Source organism: Nostoc sp., assembly GCF_036917135.1.
GTDB lineage: Bacteria > Cyanobacteriota > Cyanobacteriia > Cyanobacteriales > Nostocaceae > Nostoc.
In genome coordinates this window covers 91,962-113,877 of the sequence record NZ_JBALEA010000063.1, presented here as the reverse complement: position 1 = coordinate 113,877, position 21,916 = coordinate 91,962, and the positions used below count along the sequence as shown (strand labels likewise).

The window sequence follows — 21,916 nt, the reverse complement described above, 5'->3', positions numbered from 1 at the left end:
ACGCCTTCTCTACGAGACGCTGCACGAACGCTCCAAATTAAAAATTAAAAATTATTATTCTTCTTACAATACCTCTGCCAAATTAAGAGGGTTCAACGCCCGTAGAAACCTTATGAATACGTCCTAAAGAAGTAAGCTTGGCAAAAATCTGGGTTAATAAAATAGGCTCAGGGATTTCCAATAAGTTAGCCAAGCGAGGATATTGCAGATCATGATACCTTGTCGAACTCAATATAGAGGTGTTTCAGTGTCCGCATAAGTACGTTCGGTAAATATTCGTATCCTTCTTGCGCCAAGCGAATGTCCTTCAGCCGTAGCAGCAAACGCTGATATGCGATCTCCATTTCCTTACGAGCAAGCATAGCGCCCAAACAAAAATGAATGCCATGACCAAAAGATAGGTGGTTGCTGGCATTATGGCGGCGCACATCGAAACGCTCACCCTCAATAAATTTTATGGGGTCGCGGTTAGCAGCATCAAAGCGGAGCATCACTAAAGACCCAGCTTTGAGATCAACATCTGCGAGTTTTGTATCTTGCGTCACAACTCGCCACATTCCTGCTGTCGGACTTTCCATTCGTAAAACTTCTTCAATAAAGTTCTCTAACAGGGAAATATCTGTTTGTACCAACTTCATCTGCTCTTTATTATTTGTCAGCAATAACATCCCACCTGCAAGCGCACTCGTAACAGTCTCATTGCCTGCCACTAATATTTGCTGAATTATACTCAGCAGTTCAGCAGTGTCGAGCGATCGCTCTCCATCGACTTTTGCCTGTACCAAGTCAGTGATCAAATCATCTTGAGGCTGTTTTTGGCGTGACTCTATGACATCACGAAAATAATGCTGGAAAGCGACAACATCTTTAGCACACTCGATCTCCTGCTCTCTAGAAAGGATATGACCTAAACGCGCAATAAAAGCATCAGACCATTGCTTCAACTTTGGCAGATCAGCTTGCGGTACACCTAACTGTTGAGCAATAACTTTGATCGGTAAAGGTACGGCAAACTCACTGACGAATTCACACTTGCGCTGAGAAATGAAACTGTCAATTAGTTCATCAACAATCTGCTCAATCAAGTCACGCATTTTATTGACACGCGACGAGTTGAATGCCTTATTTACCAACGATCGAAATCGCTCGTGTTCTGGCGGATCTGCCGTGAGTAGGGTATTCATCTGAGGCCAGCCTTGAGCCGAAATTTTCTGCAACTCATCATCATGCTCTTCTTTGCTAGCCAGTAAAGTCGAGAAATTGCTAGAGAATACTCTTGTATCCTTAAGAATTTCGATCGCTAAGTCATAGCGAGTGACGAGAAAGAGTTTCGCTCCCGTTCTGGGACTTGGTAGCTCCATAATTGGTGCTTGCTCCTGTGCCAGCTTGTAGAATTCATAAGGGCACACAAGCACTTCTGGGTCAAAGAAGTTGTAGTCTGACAGATGCTTCATGCTTCTAATGGTGGTCAGTGATGGTTTGCTTTGAATCAAAATCAAGTCAACATCATCTTAACAGCTTACTCACTGTTGACTCATTTTTGAGGGGTTAGAGGTAACTATGTCTGCGATCTGCCAGGATGATTGCCTGAATCCTACTTGATGACAAAGTTAGACGGGTCTTGATCTCGTCGATGCTTAGTGGGAATGGGGGTTGGCTGCCCATCACCCGCAAGGGCTGCGGTTTTCTCCAGGGATTCCCTCAGTCGCTTGGCTGCGTAGATGGACATGTCTCGGGGTACATTAATGCGATCGCGCAAATATCGGAGAGCGACATCAGCTCCCGATGGAGGTACACAGTCTTCACCTGTCATCATCTGTGTTAAAGCACAACGTAGCGCTTGATCAAACAATTTATCATCTAAGGGGTTGACTCGGATAATATTGATGCGGTGTTCGATAGTTCGTTGAAGAGCTTCCATGCGAGAGTTTTCGGGTTCTGGATAAGTAACATCTGGTAGCCCAAACCAGGGACCGTTATCCACCCGCGCTTTATTGACAAGCATCTGGGTTTCGCCGTTTTCCCAACAGCCCCCCATCTGGGGCGGCAAATCATGTGCGTGGGTGTGAAAGTCGCTCTGAGTACCGCAGTAGGTCGGTCGGCTTTCCATTGCCGCAAACCATGCGCTCAAGCGAGGGTTTTCTTCTCGCAGGGAGTAGCCCTTGTAGTAGTAAAGGCTCGCATTCATCCGTTCGAGATATGGCGTAAAAATGACATCCACGATGCCGAAGCTATCTAGAAAATAAGGGCTTGAGGTGCTACCCAGAGCCGACTCAACCTTAGCCACCACGGCCATAAATTGTTCTCGGTTGCGTTGTTCTTGTTGAGAGGAACCGACTCTAGAGCAGAGCCAAGCGCACCAGGCTGCAAATAAAAGTCGTTCTAATTGACGTAGAGGAATCACCGTGCGGTCTTCCATCCCTTGGCTCAATGGAGCAAAAACCTTTTCTAAAGCGATTAAAATGTCATCGCTTTCCTTAATAATCCGTCCATCTAGCTCGATCGCGGGGAGCATTCCTGATGGTACTTTGCGTTTGTACCAACTTTCTTTCTCCCCGTAGCAGAACATTGTCACTTTTTCGATGCGGTAGGGGATCTGTTTTTCCTCTAGCCATAACCAAACCTTTTGACAGTAAGGACACCAGGCGTGGTTATCGCGGTACAGCGTTACCCGCACATCAGATTCTGGCTGACCAAACAAGCGCAACCTGGCTCTAGCGTTGGTGAGACCATTAATGGTATCTATTTGGTAGTCCGTGAGAGTTTCTAGTTCTTGCCAGCTTAAGGGTGCGGTAGTCATAGGGTGAATTGCGTAGGGCAATACTTAGGACAATTCTGTACTTTACAATATTTTCAATTACGCCAAGGCTTAATTTAACGTGTCGCGCAAGTTCCCACCTTCAATGTACTCATAAGCTGGGGATTTTGAGCGGGGGATAAGGAGCATTGACATCCTCACCGGACTGAAGCCACGGTGATTCTGGAGTAATAAGTAATGAGTAATGAGTAAGAATATTCACTTATTACTCATTACTTATTACTCATTACTTTAAAGCCGTGCTAGAAGCACGTAGCTCTAAACCCATTTTTTCGGTAATCTCGCCCCCGGCAACTAACCGCTCAAGGATTTGAAAATAAACTTTTAAAATACCTTCTAAGAACTATTTATTTGCTAGACACTTGAGTTAGCTGCCCAGGCAAAAAAAAGCAATATATGCTAGGATTGTATCAAATTATAGCAATTATTCAAGAGCAATTTAGAATAATTTTGCGCTTTGTTGAGTAAAAAAGCTAAAATCTACGATTTTTGGAGATTTTTAGGTTATGACAACCTCACAGGAGAGGATTATCCCGATAGACTTGCGAACCGAAATGTCGCAGTCTTATCTGGAATACGCCATGAGCGTGATAGTGGGTCGGGCGTTGCCAGATGCCAGGGATGGTCTAAAACCTGTGCATCGTCGCATTCTCTACGCAATGCACGAGCTAGGTCTACTTCACGATCGCCCTTTTAAGAAATGCGCCCGTGTGGTGGGGGAAGTATTAGGTAAATATCACCCCCACGGCGACACGGCAGTATATGATGCCCTGGTGCGGATGGCACAGGATTTTTCCATGCGATCGCCCCTAGTTAACGGGCATGGTAACTTTGGATCGGTAGACAACGATCCGCCCGCCGCCATGCGGTATACAGAATGCCGCTTGCAAGCTTTAACTAGTGCTGGTCTACTCCACGACATCGAATTAGAAACCGTAGACTTTGCCGATAACTTCGACGGTTCCCAGCAAGAACCCACAGTTTTACCAGCACGGATTCCCCAGTTATTGCTCAATGGTTCCTCTGGAATTGCCGTGGGCATGGCCACCAACATTCCCCCCCACAACTTGGGCGAATTGATTGATGCTTTGGTGGCTGTAATCCACAATCCAGAAATAAGTGACATCGAGTTAATGCAGTATGTCCACGGCCCAGACTTTCCCACTGGGGCGCAGATTTTGGGCACATCTGCCATTCGAGAAGCTTACACCACCGGGCGTGGTTCCATCACCATGCGTGGTGTCGCTAACATTGAAACCGTTGAACAACGGGGACGCCCAGATAGAGAAGCAATTATCATCACCGAATTGCCCTATCAAACCAACAAAGCGGCGCTGATTGAAAAAATCGCCGAAATGGTGAACGAGAAGCGTCTAGAAGGCATCGCAGATATCCGGGATGAAAGCGATCGCGACGGGATGCGAATTGTCATCGAACTCAAGCGTGATGCTTATCCCCGCGTCGTTCTAAACAACCTCTACAAACAAACGCCACTGCAAGCAAACTTCGGCGCAAATATGCTGGCGTTGGTGAATAGCGAACCCCAAGTACTCACCCTCAAGCAGTTCTTAACCGTCTTTTTGGATTTCCGCATCGAATCCATTGCCAGACGCACCCGCTACGAACTGCGGAAAGCTGAGGAACGCGATCATCTCCTCCAAGGGTTATTAATAGCCCTGTCCCAGTTAGATCCAATTATCGTCTTGATTCGCCATGCTCCCGATGCACCCACAGCTAAAGGCGAATTAATCACAATTTACGGACTCTCAGAAGTGCAAGCAGATGCGATTTTGCAGATGCAATTACGGCGGTTGACTGCCTTAGAAGCAGACAAAATTCGTCTGGAACACGATGAGTTACAAGCGAAAATTACCGACTTGCAAGATATTTTGGCACGTCGGGAGAGAGTGCTAGAAATCATTGAAACCGAAGTTGGGCAACTAAAAACTAGCTTTGCCACACCTCGCCGCACGGTGATTTTACCAGGGGAAGGGGAATTAGATGACCGTGACCTAATTGCCAATGAAAAAGCGATCATTTTGGTGACAGAGCAAGGTTACATCAAACGGATGCCAGTCAACACCTTTGAAGCCCAAAGCCGTGCTACCAGAGGCAAAGCCGCAGCGAAGGTAAAAGATGATGATACCGTTGAGCATTTCTTAACTTGCTGCGATCACGACAGTATTTTATTCTTTAGCCAGCGTGGTGTCGTTTACTGCCTGAGAGCGTATCAAATTCCAGTGAGTTCGCGTACCAGTCGGGGGACACCAATTGTCCAAATGCTACCGATTCCCAAAGAGGAAAAAATCACCTCCATTGTACCCGTTGACGAGTTTAGCAACGAAGAATATTTGGTCATGCTCACCAAAGGTGGCAATATCAAGAAAACCGAATTGGCAGCCTTTAGCCATATTCGCGCCAATGGCTTGATTGCCATTTCCTTAGAAGAAGGCGACCAACTGCGGTGGGTGCGACGTGCCAGAGTAGAGGATAGTGTAATCATTGGTTCTCGTAACGGCATGGCGATTAACTTCCGGTGCAACCACGAACAATTACGTCCTTTAAGTAGGGCAACTCGTGGAGTGAAAGCCATGAAACTCAAAAATAAAGATGAACTGGTGGGTATGGATATTCTGCCCGCAGCAATTCTGGAAACTTTGGATATAGTTACAGAAGCCGAAATTGAAGATATCGAAGTTATCGAAGCAGAAGATATCGAAGTTATCGAAATTAATGAAGAAGCGGCAGAAGTACCTGCCAACGCCAGTATTGGCCCTTGGGTGTTGGTAATTACAATGGGAGGATATGGTAAGCGCGTACCAGTTGCCCAGTTCCGACTGCAAAATCGTGCTGGTCAAGGTTTAATGGCGACCAAGTTCAAAAACCGCAAACACAAAGATAAGTTGGCAACCCTACGCATTGTCAACAACGATGACGATGAAATCATGATGGTGACAAATCGCGGTATTATCATCCGTCAAGCGGTAAATGCGATTTCTATCCAATCGCGATCGGCGACTGGGGTAAGAGTGCAGCGTTTAGATGAAGACGACGCGATTACCGGAGTGGCAATAGTTCCACCTGATGCTGTCGATGCAGAAGAAGCAGAGTAAAAAGCAGGGTGACCAGGGGAGGCAGGGGAGGCAGGGGGAGAGGTTTATCTCTTTACTCCCTTGCTTAATTGCCTTAGCTAGCGGCATTTTAATGGGGCTAACTGTAGCCCCAGTAGGTGCATGGTTCTTGGCTTGGATTGCCCTAGTCCCCTTATGGGTGCTAGTTGTCACTTCAGCCAAACGCAAAAATCAATCCCCCCCTGCTCCCTCATCTTCCCCTGCTCCCCCTGCTGTCTTCTGGGGTATCGGTTATCACGGTGTCGCCCTCTCGTGGATTACGGGAATTCACCCGATGACTTGGTTGGGCGTTCCGTGGTGGCCAAGTTTGGCAATCACCCTTTTTTGTTGGGGATTTATCAGTGTTTTAGGAGGGATATTCGTTGCTATTTGGGCGGCTGTGATGGTTCGCTTGGGTGGACAAAAACCGTGGCTACGTATACTGATTGGTACAGCCGTGTGGTGCGGATTAGAAAGTCTATGGAGTGCTGGACCTTTATGGTGGAGTTCTCTTGCTTACACACAAAGTCCGCATAATCTCGTAATTTTACATCTTGGTCAACTCTCTGGGCCTAATACTGTGACAGCCGCAATAGTTGCTGTTAATGGGTTAATTGCTGAAGGATGGACGAACCGCAGAGACGCAGAGAGCGCAGAGAGAATTTCCTCTGTGTCGCGCCAGTTGCTACAAGTCGGGGAACCCGCCCAACGCACTGGCTTCTTTGCGCCTCTGTGGTTCGTTAATAAATACTTTGCTACGGCTACAGGACTATTAATTACCTTACACCTCATAGGTTTTATCTTATACAGCCGCCCCATCGCTCAACCCCCAGAAGCCGCCTTGAAAGTGGGGATTATTCAGGGTAATATTCCGAACCGACTTTTACGAAGTTCCGAAGGGTTTCGTCGCGCCCAAGAAAATTACACCAGTGGGTATATAACTTTAGCAAATCAAGGTGTAGATGCAGTCCTCACCCCAGAAGGAGCCTTACCTATTTTTCAGCGTAACTTGCTCTCAACTGCCTTAGTCGCAGCAGTGAAAGAAAAAGGCGTAGTTGCTTGGATTGGGGCTTTTGGCGAACGGGGAGACAGTTATACAATTACTTTGTTTACTTTTAATACTAAAGGTGAAATTGTCAGCCGCTACGACAAAGCCAAATTAGTACCTCTGGGGGAATATATTCCCTTTGAAGGCATTTTAGGCGGAATTGTTCAACGTTTGTCCCCACTGGATGCACACCAAGTTCCTGGTTCAGCAAATCAGATATTTGATACTCCTTTTGGTCGTGCGATCGCTAGTATATGTTACGAATCTGCTTTTCCTGAACAATTTCGCCGTCAAGCTGCTATGGGTGGGCAATTTATCCTCAGTTCTTCTAACGATGCCCATTACACTGCATCCATGCCATTCCAGCACCATGCACAGGATATCATGCGGGCAATTGAAACTGATCGATGGTCAGCACGAGCAACTAACACCGGATATTCAGCCTTTGTAGATCCTCACGGCAAAACCTTGTGGATGTCTGGATATAATACCTACGAAACTCATGCTGAAACAATTTATCGGCGACAGACACAGACTTTATATGTGCGTTGGGGTGATTGGTTAACACCGTTATTGTTGATCTCCTCTGGAGGCGCTTGGCTAGTAATTAAAGGTAGGGGCGTGATTTTGTTCAGACTTTAATACCTAATTTTACCCTTGCCAGTGACTCAAAAGTTGAGCAAAGTGGAAGCGATCGCTGTGGCAATGAAAGCTAAATTCTGGACATCCATAGCGACTCATTTAAACCACTTTTGAGGCTTTCCCCAAATGAATAAATTACTTATTGGCATTGGAATGTTTTTGGGATCTACTATTGGCAGTTATATCCCAATATTATGGGGTGGAAGTTTGTTCTCGATTACCTCGATCCTCTGGAGCGTTATCGGGGGACTTGTGGGTATTTGGATTGGGTATCGCATCTCAAAATATTTAGGGTTTATTTGAGTCGCCTTGGTTGGAGGTATAAACCTGTTAATCGGTTAGTTTCGATACATTTTGTGGGATAGTGAGAAGTCTGATTTAAGCAAGCCTTAAATCAAAATCTTGGGGCATCTCCCCCTTGCTAAGTAAGACTTTCTCAGCTATTTCACCAAAAAAAATGTCGTGTATTAAATTAATAAAAGCTATACTTTTTCGATGTGAAAAAAATTACATCTTGCTAGATAATAACTATTTATATACACATATATAAGAAATTTGCCATTATCCATAAGGGTGAAATTGCAATAGACAATTTCATACCAAATTAAGTTTAAAAAAGTGTGTGAGCGATAATTCCCGGATTTTAAAGTGTTTTAATAAAGTTATTAACCAAAGTTTAGAGAAGCAAAAACATGAAAGGTTTCAGGAAGCTATCCTCAATAGCAATGTTGCTATTTGCCTTTGTGTCTCCGCCCTCATTAGCTGAAGCGAAGGATATTTCTCTAAGCAATGCTCTGAATGAACAGAGCGTTGCGCCAGATGCCAACCTGGTTGGAAATCAAACGGGAGAGCTTTTGATTGCTCAAGGGCGGTTAGAACGACGGCAGATGATTCGACGACGGGAGCAGTTAAGACGACGGGAGATTATTCGACGACGGGAGCCGTTAAGACGACGGGAGATTATTCGACGACGGGAACCGTTAAGAGAACGCCAGATTATCCGACGACGGGAGCAGTTAAGACAACGCCAGATTATCCGACGAGGATATTGAGGACTGGTGATACAAATAACTAATGGTTAGTGGTGGTTATATTACAATACAGTTCAGAATGAGCAACAAAATACTTGTAGAGACGGCGATTTATCGCGTCTCGAAAACCAAAAATTGTTGCCAGTAGCCCTTAACCCAAGCGTATTGGGTTATATTACAGTTATTTTCAGGTAAATAGATCACGCGGTAGGGGCACACCAATGAGCAATGCTATGTCCCACCGATAAATGTGGTTCAAATACATGAAAACTGCTGTAACCACTAACCATTAACTATCGTTATGTTCTAAGGGAACTCCAAGAAATAAATTATCCAATATTGTGGGGTGGGCATCCTGCCCGCCCAGTCCATAGGGCTCTCGTGTCGCCCACCCCACAAGAGTTAATTGGATATTTTTTTATTTGTCAGTCCCTAAGGCAATAGCAAAAAATAAATTATCCATAAGACATCTCCGAAAATTAAATATGCTTTGTCCATAACCCTTGTAGAGACGCGAAATTTCACGTCTCTACTGGAGATGTCTATAACATGAAGGTACGTTATGCTTTAGCCTAACGCACCCTACATTGGATATTTTTTAATTGTCAGTCCCTAATGGGTTGCCACTACCTCTCCTTCCAGGCGAACGAGTCGGTCTGCTAAAAGTTTTTCAAGGTCTTCTAATGCCTTGGTAAAACCTTTGATACCCTCGTCTAGTTTGTCAGTTGCCATGCGGTCGGCAGCGTGCATTTTGTCATAAGTAGCTTTGTCAACGGATATCTTGGCAATTTCCAAGTTTGCTACTTTGGCAGGGTCAAGTTTGCGTGGCAGTTCTCCAATGGTTGCTTGCAATTCAGCCAAAAGCGATGGCGAAATTGTCAACAAGTCACTACCTGCAAGTTCAGTAATTTCACCAACGTTACGGAAGCTAGCTCCCATAACTTCGGTTTTATAGCCGAATTTCTTGTAGTAGTTGTAGATTTTGGTGACTGACAAAACTCCTGGATCTTCGGCTGCTGGGTAGCTATCGCGTCCACTATCTTTTTTGTACCAGTCGAGAATGCGACCAACGAAAGGAGAGATTAGGGTAACGCCGGCTTCGGCACAAGCGATCGCTTGGTGAAGACCAAACAACAAGGTAAGGTTACAGTGAATACCTTCTTTTTCGAGAATTTCCGCAGCGCGAATGCCTTCCCAGGTGGTGGCAATTTTAATTAACACGCGATCGCGGCCAATTCCAGCTGCTTTATACTGGGCAATTAAGTCCCGTGCCTTAGTCAGGGTAGCTTCGGTATCATAGGACAAGCGAGCATCCACTTCTGTAGACACGCGACCGGGAATGATTTGCAAAATCTTTAATCCAAAGGCAACTGCCAAACGGTCAAAAGCTAGAGAAACTATTTGTGCTTGGGTAGCTCCGGCTCCAGCATCTTTCTTTGCTTGGAGTAAAGTTTGATCGACAATTCCCTGATATTCTGGCATCTGCGCCGCAGCAGTAATCAGAGAAGGATTGGTGGTGGCGTCTTGGGGTTTGAACTTTTCAATTGCCTGAATATCCCCTGTATCTGCGACTACAACAGTCATTTGTCGCAATTGTTCCAGTAAATTCTTAGACATAAAATACTCCGTGATGAATGTTACAGGATTTACTTATTCCCCAGTTCTCTATAGCGGTTCTCGTTTACGTGAGGTACACCCGTAGGGGCACGGCACTGCCGTGCCCCTACACCTCGTGATTGTTGTACCGCATCTGAATGGGAACCGCTATACACTCTTTACTGTCCCTTCAATTCTGATTCTGGCAATTTTTCTTAATCATTGCCCAATTTTGCTTACTATCTTGAGCCACAGACCTATTTTAAGTGCCTTATGCCGAAATTGGCTGTCCAATGGAATGCACTTTGATTAAACTAGTTGTTCCCGATTTACCAATTGGAACACCAGAGGTAATTACCACCTTATCGCCCTTATTGGCTAGACCCATCTCTACAACTGTGTTCACCACATTGGTAAACATCTCTTCGGCATTGTGGACTGGTGGAATGAGCAAAGCTTCCACACCCCAAGAAAGCGCTAGTTGGCGATAAGTGGTGATATCAGAGGTGAGGGCAATAATGGGAGAAGTTGGGCGATATTTAGACACCATTCTCGCCGTATTTCCTGAAGAAGTGTTACAGAGAATTGCCCGTGAGCCTGTTTCATAAGCGATGCGACACACCGATTCTGCCACAGATTCGGTAACGGTGAGACTACCCGCTTCATGACACCAGGAATGTTTGCTACCTTCATCTAGAGCCTGTTCTGTCCGCACGGCGATATTGTGCATCATCTGGACGGCGGCGACGGGATATTGCCCGACGGCTGTTTCACCAGAAAGCATGACTGCATCCGTACCATCTAAGATGGAGTTGGCAACATCGGTGGCTTCAGCGCGGGTAGGATCGGGGGCGCTAATCATCGACTCTAGCATTTGGGTGGCTGTAATCACCGGCTTGCCAGCCAGATTGCAACGGCGAGTTATATCTTTTTGAATTAGAGGTACTTCGTGAATTGGCACTTCCACCCCTAAATCGCCACGGGCAATCATAATCGCGTCGGCAACGTTCAGAATGGAGTCAAAGTTTTCTACTGCCTCAGCTCTTTCGATTTTGGCAATTAAGCGGATGGAAGCGCCAGCAGCTTCAATCATCCGTCTGGCGGGTTCTAAGTCTTGTGGCGATCGCACGAAGGACACCGCTACCCAGTCTACACCCAACTGAATCCCAAAGCGCAGATCCAGCAAGTCTTTTTCGGTGATGGAACTGACAGGTAAAGGAGTTTGGGGCAGGTTTACGCCTTTGTGCGTGGAAATTAGCCCGCCAATCTTCACTTGTGCCCGAATGCGATCGGCATCACGATTGGTAACAATCAACTTGACGCGACCATCATTAATCAAAATCGGTTCGCCTGGTCGCATCATGGCGAATAAAGTCGGCAATGGTAGAGGTATTTCCTCAATACTCTCACCCTTTTCTTGCAAAACAAAAGTGACTTCACTACCAGCTTCCAGATTTAACCCTTCCGGTGGTAAAGTTCCCAAACGAATCTTCGGACCACACAGGTCTTGCATAATTGCGATGGGCTTTTGCTTCTCAGTACTAATCTGCCTGAGATAGTGAGCAGTTTGGGCGTGGAATTCATAAGCGCCGTGGGAAAAATTCAGCCGCGCCACGTTCATTCCAGCTTCTACTAAGGCTTGTAGCTTTTCAGGGGCAGATGTAGCAGGCCCAACAGTACAAATGATTTTGGTTCGACGCATAGGGATTAGGGGTTGAGGAGTAACCTGCAAATTTGGATGCTTGGAGCGTAGGCGTAGCCCGTCGTAGACATCGCCCAAAGCATCCAAATTCACACGTGCTTCATATCACTGATTTGCTAAAAAAAAGATACTAGATAAAGTTTTATTCTCAGGGTATTTACCACCTGACCCAAATCCCAAATCGGGTACTGGGGATTGGGGATTGGGGACTGGGGGAGATGAGGGAGAAATCAATTCAAAATTCAAAATTAAAGAATTTATTTCTGCCTCCTGCCTCCTCTTTCCCAATTCCCAATTCCCAATTCCCAATTCCCAATTCCTAATCAAACCACAGCTGCTGTCGATGCAAGTTTTTCTTTCTGTGACATAGACAACATCAGGTCAATCACGCGATTCGAGTAGCCCCACTCGTTGTCATACCAGGCAATTACCTTGAAGAAGTTGGAATTCAACTCAATACCAGCACCTGCGTCGAAGATACTAGAATGGGTATCGCCTTGAAAATCTGTGGAAACGACTTCTTCATCGGTGTAGCCCAAGATACCTGCTAGAGAACCTGCGGCAGCCTCCTTCATGGCAGCACAGATTTCCTTATAACTGGTAGTTTTGGCAGTTTTGAAAGTTAAATCAACTACAGAGACATCGGGAGTCGGAACTCGTAATGCCATCCCAGTCAGCCTACCCTTCAACTCTGGTAAAACCAGGGCTACGGCTTTAGCTGCGCCTGTGGAGGAGGGAATAATATTTTGAGATGCACCTCGACCACCGCGCCAGTCCTTCTTACTAGGGCCGTCTACGGTTGGCTGGGTGGCAGTCATGGCATGGACGGTGGTCATCAATCCTTCCGTCAACCCAAAGTTGTCATTGATCACCTTAGCGATGGGAGCTAGACAGTTTGTGGTGCAGCTAGCATTGGAGACAATAAGATCCTTGCCGGGGTCAAACAGGTGATGATTTACGCCCATTAATAGGGTAGGAACTGTATCAGGGTCTTTGGTGGGAGCGGAAATTATCACTCGCTTTGCACCTGCCTTCAGGTGGTTTGCAGCCCCTTCATAGCCAGTGAAGAGTCCCGTAGATTCCACCACATAATCTGCACCTAATTGTCCCCAAGGCAATTCGGCTGGATTTCTCACCGATACACAAGGAATGAAGTGCCCGTCAATGAGGATGCCATCTTCCTTGGCTTCAACCTTGAACTTTAATCTACCGTGGGTTGAGTCGTACTTTAATAGATAAGCGAGGTTATCTGGTGGTACTAGGTCGTTAATGCCCACAAACTCAATATTGGGATTATCGATGCCAGCACGAAGCACAAGCCGCCCGATTCGACCGAAGCCATTGATACCAACTTTTAATTTAGTCAAGATTAAACCTCCCGTTGTGGAAAGCTGAACAAAAGGAGCAAGTTAAAAGTCAAAATAGATTGCCTTTTACTCTTTACACTCTGATCCTGACAGTCTCAGTCAGCTAAGGCATATTTACTTGGCATCTTTTAAGGATTGGGGCATTGGGAATTGGGAATTGGGGATTGGGAAAGAGGAGGCAGGAGGCAGGAGGCAGAAATAAATTCTTTAATTTTGAATTTTGAATTTTGAATTGATTTCTCCCACTCTCCACTACTGAAAGGCGATCGCACTGGTCACTATTGCGGGAAACTAAAAGCAGATATATTAGGAAAGGAGAACCTAATGAGCTGGACTAAAGTTCTTGCAGTCGAAGCACTTTCCCCAGGTGCGCGAGAAGTGGTAAAAGTTGGGAACCGGAAAATTCTACTTTTAAATCACGAAAATCAGCTTTATGCTGTAGATAACACCTGTCCTCACTTAAAATTACCTCTGAAAAGTGGGAAAATCAAAGATGGGGCAATTGTTTGTTCTTTCCATCACAGTGCTTTTGACCTGCGGACTGGCGAGGTAAAAGACTGGTGTTCTTGGCCACCTGGTGTAGGTAAGGTACTCTCCTTGGTTTCACAACCAAAAACATTGCCAGTGTTTCCGACTCGTGTAGAAGAAGGTAGCATCTGGGTTGATGTACAAGAGGAATAACAACCTCTCTCTGAACTTAGGGACTGACAATTAAATGAGTAATGAGTAATAAGTAATGAGTAATGAGTAATGAGTAATACCCATTACTCATTACTTCAAAATCAAAGACAGTTGGAGTCGGGGATTTAGCGAGAAACGCGGTCTTCTCCCTTGGCGCTAGCCTCTCCCTTTGAGAGAAGGGGAGACGCTAAAAGCGATGGGCTTTGCCCCAAGTGGAGCCATTTCTCAAGACAAACCCCAACTCAACTGATACTACGTGTAATGGTTGGGGTCTTAAACCCTTGAATTTACGATAAAAAAACATCCCAAATTTTTTGTGGGATGGGTGTCCCCACCCGTCCCAGATTTAGAGCGATCATGTTGCCCACCCCACAAAATGGATAATTTATTTCTTGGAAATCCCTTACCGAAACAGTGCTGAGTAAAAAAAGCAATAAAAACCCCAGCCGATGAGTTTCGCTGGGGTTTTTATCAAAATTGACCTATTTCAGAGATATAGGAACTATTGATTGAGAAAATAGAACATCTTCTCAAGTAGTTTTAAGGCTTTGCTGTGATCAAATGTTGGGTTGTGTATTACTGACTGCTTCTATAGAACCTGTAGCATTTTGAGACTCGCCTAAATTGACTTTGAACACCTTGTTCTGCTCTTGCTCCAGTTTGGGTAAAGTCAAAATTAAAATCCCATCTTTCAGGTCTGCCTTAACTTGTTGATTCTGAACTTTGGTTGGTAGAGGAATTACTCTAGTGAACTTGCCATACCGGAATTCAGAATGAACTTTAGCGTTAGATTGGGAATGTTTTTGGTAACGATGCTCACCAACAATGGAAACTGCATCTTGAGTGACCTGAACATCCAGGTCTTTAGCCTCAACGCCTGGAATCTCAACTCTTAATAGCAACTCTGACCCATTATCAGATAATTCAACAGCAGGAACCCACGCTGTTATCGGTGATGTAGAAGTTTCAGAATTGCCGCGCTCTGCGACTGTCAGATCAGAAAAGAGTTGATCCATTTGACGACGTAGAATCTCCATTTCACGGAATGGTTCCCAACGAATGAGTGGCATATTTCAATCTCTCCTTAACTTTCTAATTCACTTTTGGGTAATCAAACAAAGTTTTAGAGGTATTTAGAGGTTTCAGATATTTAAGCAATTATCGAACCTCCAGTTTTTTAGAGAGGAGCTTTATTTCTCTCTAGTAAGTAATTTAATAAAAGAAAAACCTAAAAACAGTTGGGTAAACCGTACAGACATCGGTTGTATTTACCGTATCAAACTAACTGAATTTTCACGATATCTGGAAAACCTCTCTTCTATTTATCTCTCCTACAAGGAGAGAGACTTCACTCTTGTTCCACGTGGCATCAGAGACGAATGAGTTAAGATACAACTCTCGTCCTGACTGCTTCCCAGCTTCTAGGCTAGGAACCCATTCTTGGAGGGCTGCCGCCTCCAGTACCTTGTGATCGGAGCGGAGGCAGCAGCCCTCTTTGAATACATTCCCAGCCTCTAGGCTGGGAACGAGGCGAACGAGGTGACACAAGCCTTTGGGTTTTTCTTAGTGCCATTCGCGTCAGAGACTTTGAATTTTCCCCCTTCCCGACACCTCCGGTGTACACACAAGTCGAAAAAAGCTCGATTTTCCATTTCTCTCGTTCCCAGGCTCTGCCCTTTTGCGACACGTTAAGAACCGTGTTTTGATCACAGACAGAGCTATAGAACTAGTATTTAATTTTTGAAGTACACCTAGGGGAGCTGTTGCGTTGCGGAGGTTCCTTCCGTTGTCCCAACTGGCGTTGTGTTAGCGCCGAAAGTAGGGTACTACAAGCTCTGATCAAATCGGCATGGTTGGTGTATGGGCGATGTCAGCTTTGTTGTATCTTCGTACTTCGATCTTCCATCACAGAGATTTGCCAGTATTAAGCACTTCTCCTGCTTCATCTGCAACTTTTTCAGACATCTTGTGCGGAAGGGATGGTGGCAAGAAACAAGGATTTTATTTACAATTTTCTAACAGAGTTTTGCTTTCTGATTTTATGTTCAGTTTAATTAAATAAATTACTCTTGATTCCAAATTAACTTAGTAACTGATATATATGGATGCTCAAGAAATAAAAATTTTATTAGTTGATGACAACTTAGAGAATTTACATTTTTTATCAGACATCCTTCAACACCAAGGTTATCAGGTACAAAGTGTCATTTCTGGACAATTGGCAATCAATAGGGCGCTTGCTTCTTTGCCTGATTTGCTATTGCTAAATATTTTCATGTCAAATATGGATAGTTATGAAATTTGTCAAAAGTTGAAAACTAACTTTAAAAGTCAAGAAGTTCCGATAATCTTTTTCGGTGTTTTAGATGAATTACCTGAAAAAATCAACGTCTTTGATTTAGGAGATATTGACTATATTACCCAACCATTCAAAACTAAAGAAGTTTTATTACGCGTCAAAAATCAACTTACTATGCAAAGGCTGAGAAAACAGTTAAAAGAAAAAAATGTCCAACTGCAACAGGAGATTAAAGAGCGTCAACGGGTTGCAGTTGAGTTAGATATTTGCAACAGCCAAATAGAAGATATTTTTAAAGAAATTTCCGTTAGCATTAGCAAAGCCTTTTATAGAGAAGTTTACCAAAGCCAACGTCTTTTAGTCGAAGCTGCCTTAAAAAAGAGTGAAATTCAATATCGCTACCTAGTGGAGACATCCCAGGATATGATCTGGTCGGTAGATATTGATGGACTAATTACCTTTGTCAACCCGGCAGTCAAGCAGATTTATGGCTACGAACCCCAAGAAATGATCGGGCGTGCCTGGACTGATTTCATCTCGCCTACACAACTTGCTGAAGATCGAGTAGTCTTTGAGCGTGTTCTTCAGGGAAAACCTATCTTCCAACATGAAACTACCTGTATCGCTAAAGATGGTACCTTACTTTATCTGATGTTTAATGCGATCGCATTACGCAACGAAGAGGGTTTAGTTATAGGCATGACAGGCACTGCTAGTAATATTACTCAGCGTCGAGGAGTAGAAAAATTACTCCAAGAAAGCGCAATTAAGCTCCGCAATCATAACCTAGTGCTAACACGACTAGCACAAAATCAGACGCTTTATCAGGGTGATTTGAAAACAGCCTTGAGTAAAATCACTGAAACAGCTGTCAAGAATATTGGGATGGAACGAGCTAGTGTCTGGCTGTATGACGAAACAGGCATAAAAATCCAGTGTTTTGATCTATTTGAAGCCAGTCACAATCAACATAGCGAAGGATTTTCCTTATCAGCAGCAGACTATCCAGCTTATTTTGGAGCTTTGCAGCAAGACCAACCAATCGCTGCCGATGATGCCCGTACCGATGCCAGAACTAAAGATTTTTCTGCGTATTACTCAAGATTAAACATCACCTCTATACTCGATACACCCGTTAGGCTGGAAGGAAAGACTGTAGGAGTTTTATGTCTGGAGGCAGTGGGAGTTACTCATCATTGGACGCTAGAAGACCAAAATTTTGCTCGCTCTCTGGGTAATTTAGTGTCCTTGGTGTTGGAGGCAAAAGAACGCCAACGCGCAGAAGCAGCGCGGCGGGCTTCTGAAGAAAAGTTAGCATCAGCTTTTCGCTCATCTCCCGATCCCATTGCCTTAATTACTGTTGCTAACAAACGCTACATCGAAGTTAACGACAGCTTTTGTCGGTTTTTTGGTTATTCTCGTTCTCAGGTGATCGATCGCACCGATGAAGAATTGAATATTTGGGTGAATCCAGAAGAATATAATTTTCTCACCCACATCTTGCAACAAACAAAAGCTATCCGCAATTATGAGATTGATGTCTGCACTTCCACAGGAGTAATCAGGACAACACTGTTGAGTGCGGAAATGATCGAGATTGATGGGCAATGGTACGTGCTGGGCACCACGAAAGACATCACTGAACGCAACCAAGCAGAAAATGAAAGCCGTTTGTTGTTGTTGACTACCCAAGCCATAACTGGCGCGAGTGATGTCAACAGCGCTTTAGCAGTGGTTTTGCGCTTAATTTGTCACACCATTGGCTGGGATTTTGGTGAAGCATGGATACCTAATGAAGATGGGACTGTTTTAGAACACAGTCTCAGCTGGTACGGTGAGCAGAGCAGTTTAGAAGAGTTCTCCCGCAAAAGCCAAACTGTGAAATTTCCTCTGGGATTGGGACTACCAGGAAGAGTTTGGCAGAGCCAGGAGCCAGAATGGATAGAAGATGTTTCTTTAGTTACAGAGCCAGTTTTTTTGCGATCGCTACAAGCCGCAAAGGTGGGATTAAAAGCTAGTTTTGGTGTTCCCATACTAGCTGGAAACCAAGTATTAGCTGTTTTAGTGTTTTTTAAACGTAGCTCAGTATTGATAGATCAGCGTTTGCTCTTGTTAGTCAGTGCTGTTGCAGCTCAATTAGGTGGGTTGATTGAGCGCAAAACCTTAGAACAAGAACTCGCAATCAGAGAAGCTCGCCTCAATGCCTTTTTTAGTAGCGCTCCCGTTGGCATGACCATTATAGATACACAGCTGCGGTATGTGCAAATAAACCAACTGCTGGCAGAGATTAATGGACTACCCCAGCAAGATCATATTGGCAAGACCATCCATGAAATCTTACCTCATATCGTCCCTTTAGTAGAACCAATTTATCAACAGGTTTTGTTGACTGGTCAACCCATTCTCAATCAAGAATTAAGCGCCCCATCAATTCAAGAACCAGATATTATCCGCCACTTCTTAGTTTCTTATTTTCCCATTCCTGGTGAAGACCATCACCCCTCTGGTGTCGGCACAGTTTTAGTAGAAATAAGCGAACTACAAACAGCGCTACGCGAACGGCAAGCCGCGCTATGCGATCGCAAACGTGTCGAGCAAGAACTGCGTTTAGCCAACGAACGCCTACAATATCTCCTCACCTCTAGCCCTGTAGTCATTTATAGCAACAAAACATCAGAAGATTTTAGCACTACTTTTATCAGTGAGAACGTTAAAGAAATGGTGGGCTACGAAGCGCAGGAATTTATGGAAAATTCTAGTTTCTGGCTCAATCGCGTTCACCCACAAGATATTGAACTGATCTCAGTCAAATTTTCCCATCTTGTTGAGCAGGAATACATTGACTACGAATACCGTTGGTTACACGCTGATGGAACTTATCACTGGTTCTACGAAAAAATGAGGTTAATTTATGACGAAGCTAACTACCCGATAGAATGTGTTGGTTATTGGGCAGATATTAACGATCGCAAATTGGCAGAATTAGCTTTGCAGTCGGGTCAACAACAATATCAAATTTTAGCAGAAGCTTCACCAGCTTGTATATTTCACGCAGATATAGATGGGAATGTCTTATATTTTAATCAACGCTGGAGTGAGATTAGTGGATGTAGTTTAGAAGAATCTCTGGGCGCAGGTTGGTTAAATGCAGTACATCCAGAGGACCGAGAGCAGGTATTGCTGGGATGGAATCAAGCAAGAATCGGTAAAAAAATGTATAAGTGCGAACATCGCTTTGTGCGTGATGAGAGTACAGTCGTCTGGGTAATTTGTCAGGCTTTGCCAGAATTTAGAAATGATGGAGAAATTAAAGGCTACATCGGCACAATTACAGATATTACCGAGAGAAAATTGGCAGAAGAAGCCTTGCGTGAGAGTGTAGAACGAGAAAGAGCGATCGCCCAAGTGATTCAAAGGATGCGCCAAACACTGGATTTAGATACTATATTTGCAGCTACAACCGAAGAATTGCGGCAAGTACTCAACTGCGATCGGGTTGTTGTCTATCGTTTCAATCCCCAGTGGAGTGGTGAATTTGTCTCTGAGTCGGTGGGTAATGGTTGGATTTCTCTAATAGAAGAACACAACAATGATCCTGATCTCACAGAGGGTGTCTTACAAGATGGCCGTTGCCTAGCAAAAATTTTGGATAGCGCAAATAACCAGGTGGAAGATCCTGATCTGCAAATAATCCAAGGTGCAAGTTTCCTCAGTATCCCAGACATTTACAACGCGGATTTTCATCCTCTTTATATCAACCTGTTAGAGCGCTTTCAGGCAAAAGCCTACATTATTGTCCCTATTTTATATGGTACTCAGCTTTGGGGATTACTGGCGAGTTATCAAAATTCCGATGTCCGTCAATGGAAACCAGGAGAAATCAACATCGTAGTTCAAATAGGAAATCAGTTAGGTGTTGCTTTACAGCAGGCACAATTGCTAGCGCAAACTCAAAGGCAGTCACAAGCATTGCAAGAAGCTGTGATTATTGCTGATGCTGCCAACCACGCCAAAAGCGAGTTTCTCGCCAACATGAGCCACGAACTACGTACCCCACTTAACGCCATCCTCGGTTTTACCCAAGTCATGAGCCACGATCATACTTTATCCCCTGAACATCAGCAAAATCTAGCAATCATCAATCGTGCTGGCGAACATCTCCTGAATTTAATCAACGACATTTTGGAAATGTCTAAAATTGAAGCCGGCAGAATCACATTAAATCTTAACAATTTTGACTTAATTCGCCTCTTAGAAAATCTGGAAGAGATGTTGCGTTTTCGCGCCACCTCCAACGGATTAGAATTGATATTTGAATATACATCTGACCTCCCCCAGTACATCCAAACTGACGAAAGTAAACTGCGTCAAGTCTTGCTTAACCTTTTGGGAAATGCAATCAAATTTACCGATACTGGGAAGGTAACGCTGCGGGTGGGACTGGGGATTGGGGAGCAGGGAGCAGGGAGCAGGGGCGAAAGAGGCAATTATTCATTCTCCCCCTTACCCCCTGCTCCCTGCCCTTCTGCCTCTTCAACCCAATCCCCAATCCCTAATACTTCGGCTTCTCTACGAGACGCTACGCGAACGCTCAGTACAAGTCCCCAATACCTAATCTTCGAGGTACAAGACACCGGTCGCGGTATTGCCCCGCAAGAAATTGACTTGCTGTTTGAGGCTTTTGGGCAAACTGAAACCGGAAGAAAATCGCAACAGGGAACAGGGCTAGGTTTAGCAATTAGCCGCAAATACGTGCAACTAATGGGGGGAGATATTAGCGTCACCAGCACTATTGGCAAGGGAAGTAAATTTGCTTTTGATATTCAAATTGGTCTAGCCGCAGCTAGCGAAATCCAGATCAAAAAAACTAAAGGCCAAGTTATTAGTTTAGCGCCCGCTCAAAGCGAATACCGCATTTTAGTGGTTGATGACTCCATAGACAGCCGTTTAGTACTAGCGAAAATTCTCACGTCTATCGGCTTTGCAGTCGAGGAAGCAACAAATGGTATCGAAGCGATCGCACTTTGGCAGACATGGCAACCACATCTGATATTAATGGATATGCGAATGCCGATTATGGACGGCTATGAAGCCACAAAAGTTATTAAAACTAGAGAAGAAACCTCTATCCCAAATCGCAATACCATTATTATTGCCTTAACTGCTAATGCCTTTGAGGAACAACGAGAGGCAATGATCAAAGCGGGTTGCGATGATTATATTAACAAGCCTTTCCGCCAGGAAGAATTACTAGAAAAATTAAGCGAATATTTAGGAGTTCAATATATTTATCAAGAAGAAACCTATCAGCTAATAAACGCAAAACAACAAGGAATAAAATCAATGCTGACACTTGCAGATTTAGTTCCTTTTTCATCTGAAATCTCACCTGAATGGGTGAAAAATGTGTACACTGCCGCCGCCCAATGCAGCGATAATCTAATTTTAGAATTGATTGAGCAAATCCCTTTTGAAAATGCCTTACTGCGAGACTTTATAACAGATTTAGCTCATAATTTCCAGTTTGATAAAATTATGGAATTGATGAGTATTGCCGGACTATTATCAAGTTAATAGGAGTTGTCAATTGGGTAGCAATAAGATCCCCCTAACCCCATTTTT

11 protein-coding genes are annotated in these 21,916 nt (G+C 44.4%); 5 read left to right on the top strand and 6 right to left on the bottom strand.

Going from position 1 to position 21,916, the window contains the following annotated elements:
- Window positions 1-209: 209 nt before the first annotated feature.
- Together V7K50_RS19205 and V7K50_RS19200 are read right to left on the bottom strand one after the other, a co-directional pair.
- Entirely contained in the window at window positions 210-1,454 is a 1,245-nt protein-coding gene (locus tag V7K50_RS19205; protein WP_334962730.1) for a cytochrome P450, read from the bottom strand.
- Between the two features lie 140 nt (window positions 1,455-1,594).
- Window positions 1,595-2,800, bottom strand: a complete 1,206-nt coding sequence (locus V7K50_RS19200; protein WP_334962728.1) for a glutathione S-transferase family protein — start codon at window positions 2,798-2,800, stop codon at window positions 1,595-1,597.
- A 524-nt stretch (window positions 2,801-3,324) separates the two neighbouring features.
- On the opposite strand from V7K50_RS19200, the gene gyrA reads away from it, so the two are divergent.
- The 3 genes from gyrA to V7K50_RS19185 all read left to right on the top strand — a co-directional run bounded on the left by gyrA (window position 3,325) and on the right by V7K50_RS19185 (window position 8,670).
- Complete coding sequence (gene gyrA / locus V7K50_RS19195; protein ID WP_334962726.1) at window positions 3,325-5,931, top strand: DNA topoisomerase (ATP-hydrolyzing) subunit A; 2,607 nt, start codon at window positions 3,325-3,327, stop codon at window positions 5,929-5,931.
- Window positions 5,912-7,618: an apolipoprotein N-acyltransferase gene (gene lnt / locus V7K50_RS19190; protein ID WP_334962724.1), complete on the top strand. Its 1,707-nt coding sequence runs from the start codon at window positions 5,912-5,914 to the stop codon at window positions 7,616-7,618. The genes gyrA and lnt overlap by 20 nt, the downstream gene beginning before the upstream one ends.
- A gap of 725 nt (window positions 7,619-8,343) precedes the next feature.
- Window positions 8,344-8,670 (top strand): hypothetical protein, encoded by a 327-nt coding sequence (locus V7K50_RS19185; protein WP_334962722.1) that lies wholly within the window; start codon window positions 8,344-8,346, stop codon window positions 8,668-8,670.
- Window positions 8,671-9,261: 591 nt separating this feature from the next.
- On the opposite strand, the gene V7K50_RS19180 is transcribed toward V7K50_RS19185, so the two are convergent.
- The 3 genes from V7K50_RS19180 to gap form a co-directional block, all read right to left on the bottom strand.
- Window positions 9,262-10,266 (bottom strand): transaldolase, encoded by a 1,005-nt coding sequence (locus V7K50_RS19180; RefSeq protein WP_334962720.1) that lies wholly within the window; start codon window positions 10,264-10,266, stop codon window positions 9,262-9,264.
- A 250-nt stretch (window positions 10,267-10,516) separates the two neighbouring features.
- Window positions 10,517-11,947 (bottom strand): pyruvate kinase, encoded by a 1,431-nt coding sequence (gene pyk / locus V7K50_RS19175; protein WP_334962813.1) that lies wholly within the window; start codon window positions 11,945-11,947, stop codon window positions 10,517-10,519.
- A 323-nt stretch (window positions 11,948-12,270) separates the two neighbouring features.
- Entirely contained in the window at window positions 12,271-13,314 is a 1,044-nt protein-coding gene (gap, locus tag V7K50_RS19170; protein ID WP_334962718.1) for a type I glyceraldehyde-3-phosphate dehydrogenase, read from the bottom strand.
- A 324-nt stretch (window positions 13,315-13,638) separates the two neighbouring features.
- On the opposite strand from gap, the gene V7K50_RS19165 reads away from it, so the two are divergent.
- The gene (locus V7K50_RS19165) at window positions 13,639-13,995 is read left to right on the top strand and encodes a Rieske (2Fe-2S) protein (protein ID WP_334800824.1); all 357 of its coding nucleotides are present in this window, start codon (window positions 13,639-13,641) and stop codon (window positions 13,993-13,995) included.
- A gap of 557 nt (window positions 13,996-14,552) precedes the next feature.
- On the opposite strand, the gene V7K50_RS19160 is transcribed toward V7K50_RS19165, so the two are convergent.
- Window positions 14,553-15,065, bottom strand: a complete 513-nt coding sequence (locus V7K50_RS19160) for an Hsp20/alpha crystallin family protein (RefSeq protein WP_334962716.1) — start codon at window positions 15,063-15,065, stop codon at window positions 14,553-14,555.
- Window positions 15,066-16,096: 1,031 nt separating this feature from the next.
- Here V7K50_RS19160 and V7K50_RS19155 point away from each other — a divergent pair.
- Window positions 16,097-21,868, top strand: a complete 5,772-nt coding sequence (locus V7K50_RS19155; protein WP_334962714.1) for a PAS domain S-box protein — start codon at window positions 16,097-16,099, stop codon at window positions 21,866-21,868.
- Window positions 21,869-21,916 lie beyond the last annotated feature (48 nt).

What these genes read in the sequence shown, in the direction of transcription:
- V7K50_RS19155 (WP_334962714.1), top strand. Translation starts at nt 16,097, where the DNA reads ATGGATGCTCAAGAAATAAAAATTTTATTAGTTGATGACAACTTAGAG.
- V7K50_RS19165 (WP_334800824.1), top strand. Translation starts at nt 13,639, where the DNA reads ATGAGCTGGACTAAAGTTCTTGCAGTCGAAGCACTTTCCCCAGGTGCG.
- V7K50_RS19205 (WP_334962730.1), bottom strand. Translation starts at nt 1,454, where the DNA reads ATGAAGCATCTGTCAGACTACAACTTCTTTGACCCAGAAGTGCTTGTG.
- V7K50_RS19160 (WP_334962716.1), bottom strand. Translation starts at nt 15,065, where the DNA reads ATGCCACTCATTCGTTGGGAACCATTCCGTGAAATGGAGATTCTACGT.
- gyrA (WP_334962726.1), top strand. Translation starts at nt 3,325, where the DNA reads ATGACAACCTCACAGGAGAGGATTATCCCGATAGACTTGCGAACCGAA.
- V7K50_RS19180 (WP_334962720.1), bottom strand. Translation starts at nt 10,266, where the DNA reads ATGTCTAAGAATTTACTGGAACAATTGCGACAAATGACTGTTGTAGTC.
- V7K50_RS19185 (WP_334962722.1), top strand. Translation starts at nt 8,344, where the DNA reads ATGTTGCTATTTGCCTTTGTGTCTCCGCCCTCATTAGCTGAAGCGAAG.
- V7K50_RS19200 (WP_334962728.1), bottom strand. Translation starts at nt 2,800, where the DNA reads ATGACTACCGCACCCTTAAGCTGGCAAGAACTAGAAACTCTCACGGAC.
- pyk (WP_334962813.1), bottom strand. Translation starts at nt 11,947, where the DNA reads ATGCGTCGAACCAAAATCATTTGTACTGTTGGGCCTGCTACATCTGCC.
- lnt (WP_334962724.1), top strand. Translation starts at nt 5,912, where the DNA reads ATGCAGAAGAAGCAGAGTAAAAAGCAGGGTGACCAGGGGAGGCAGGGG.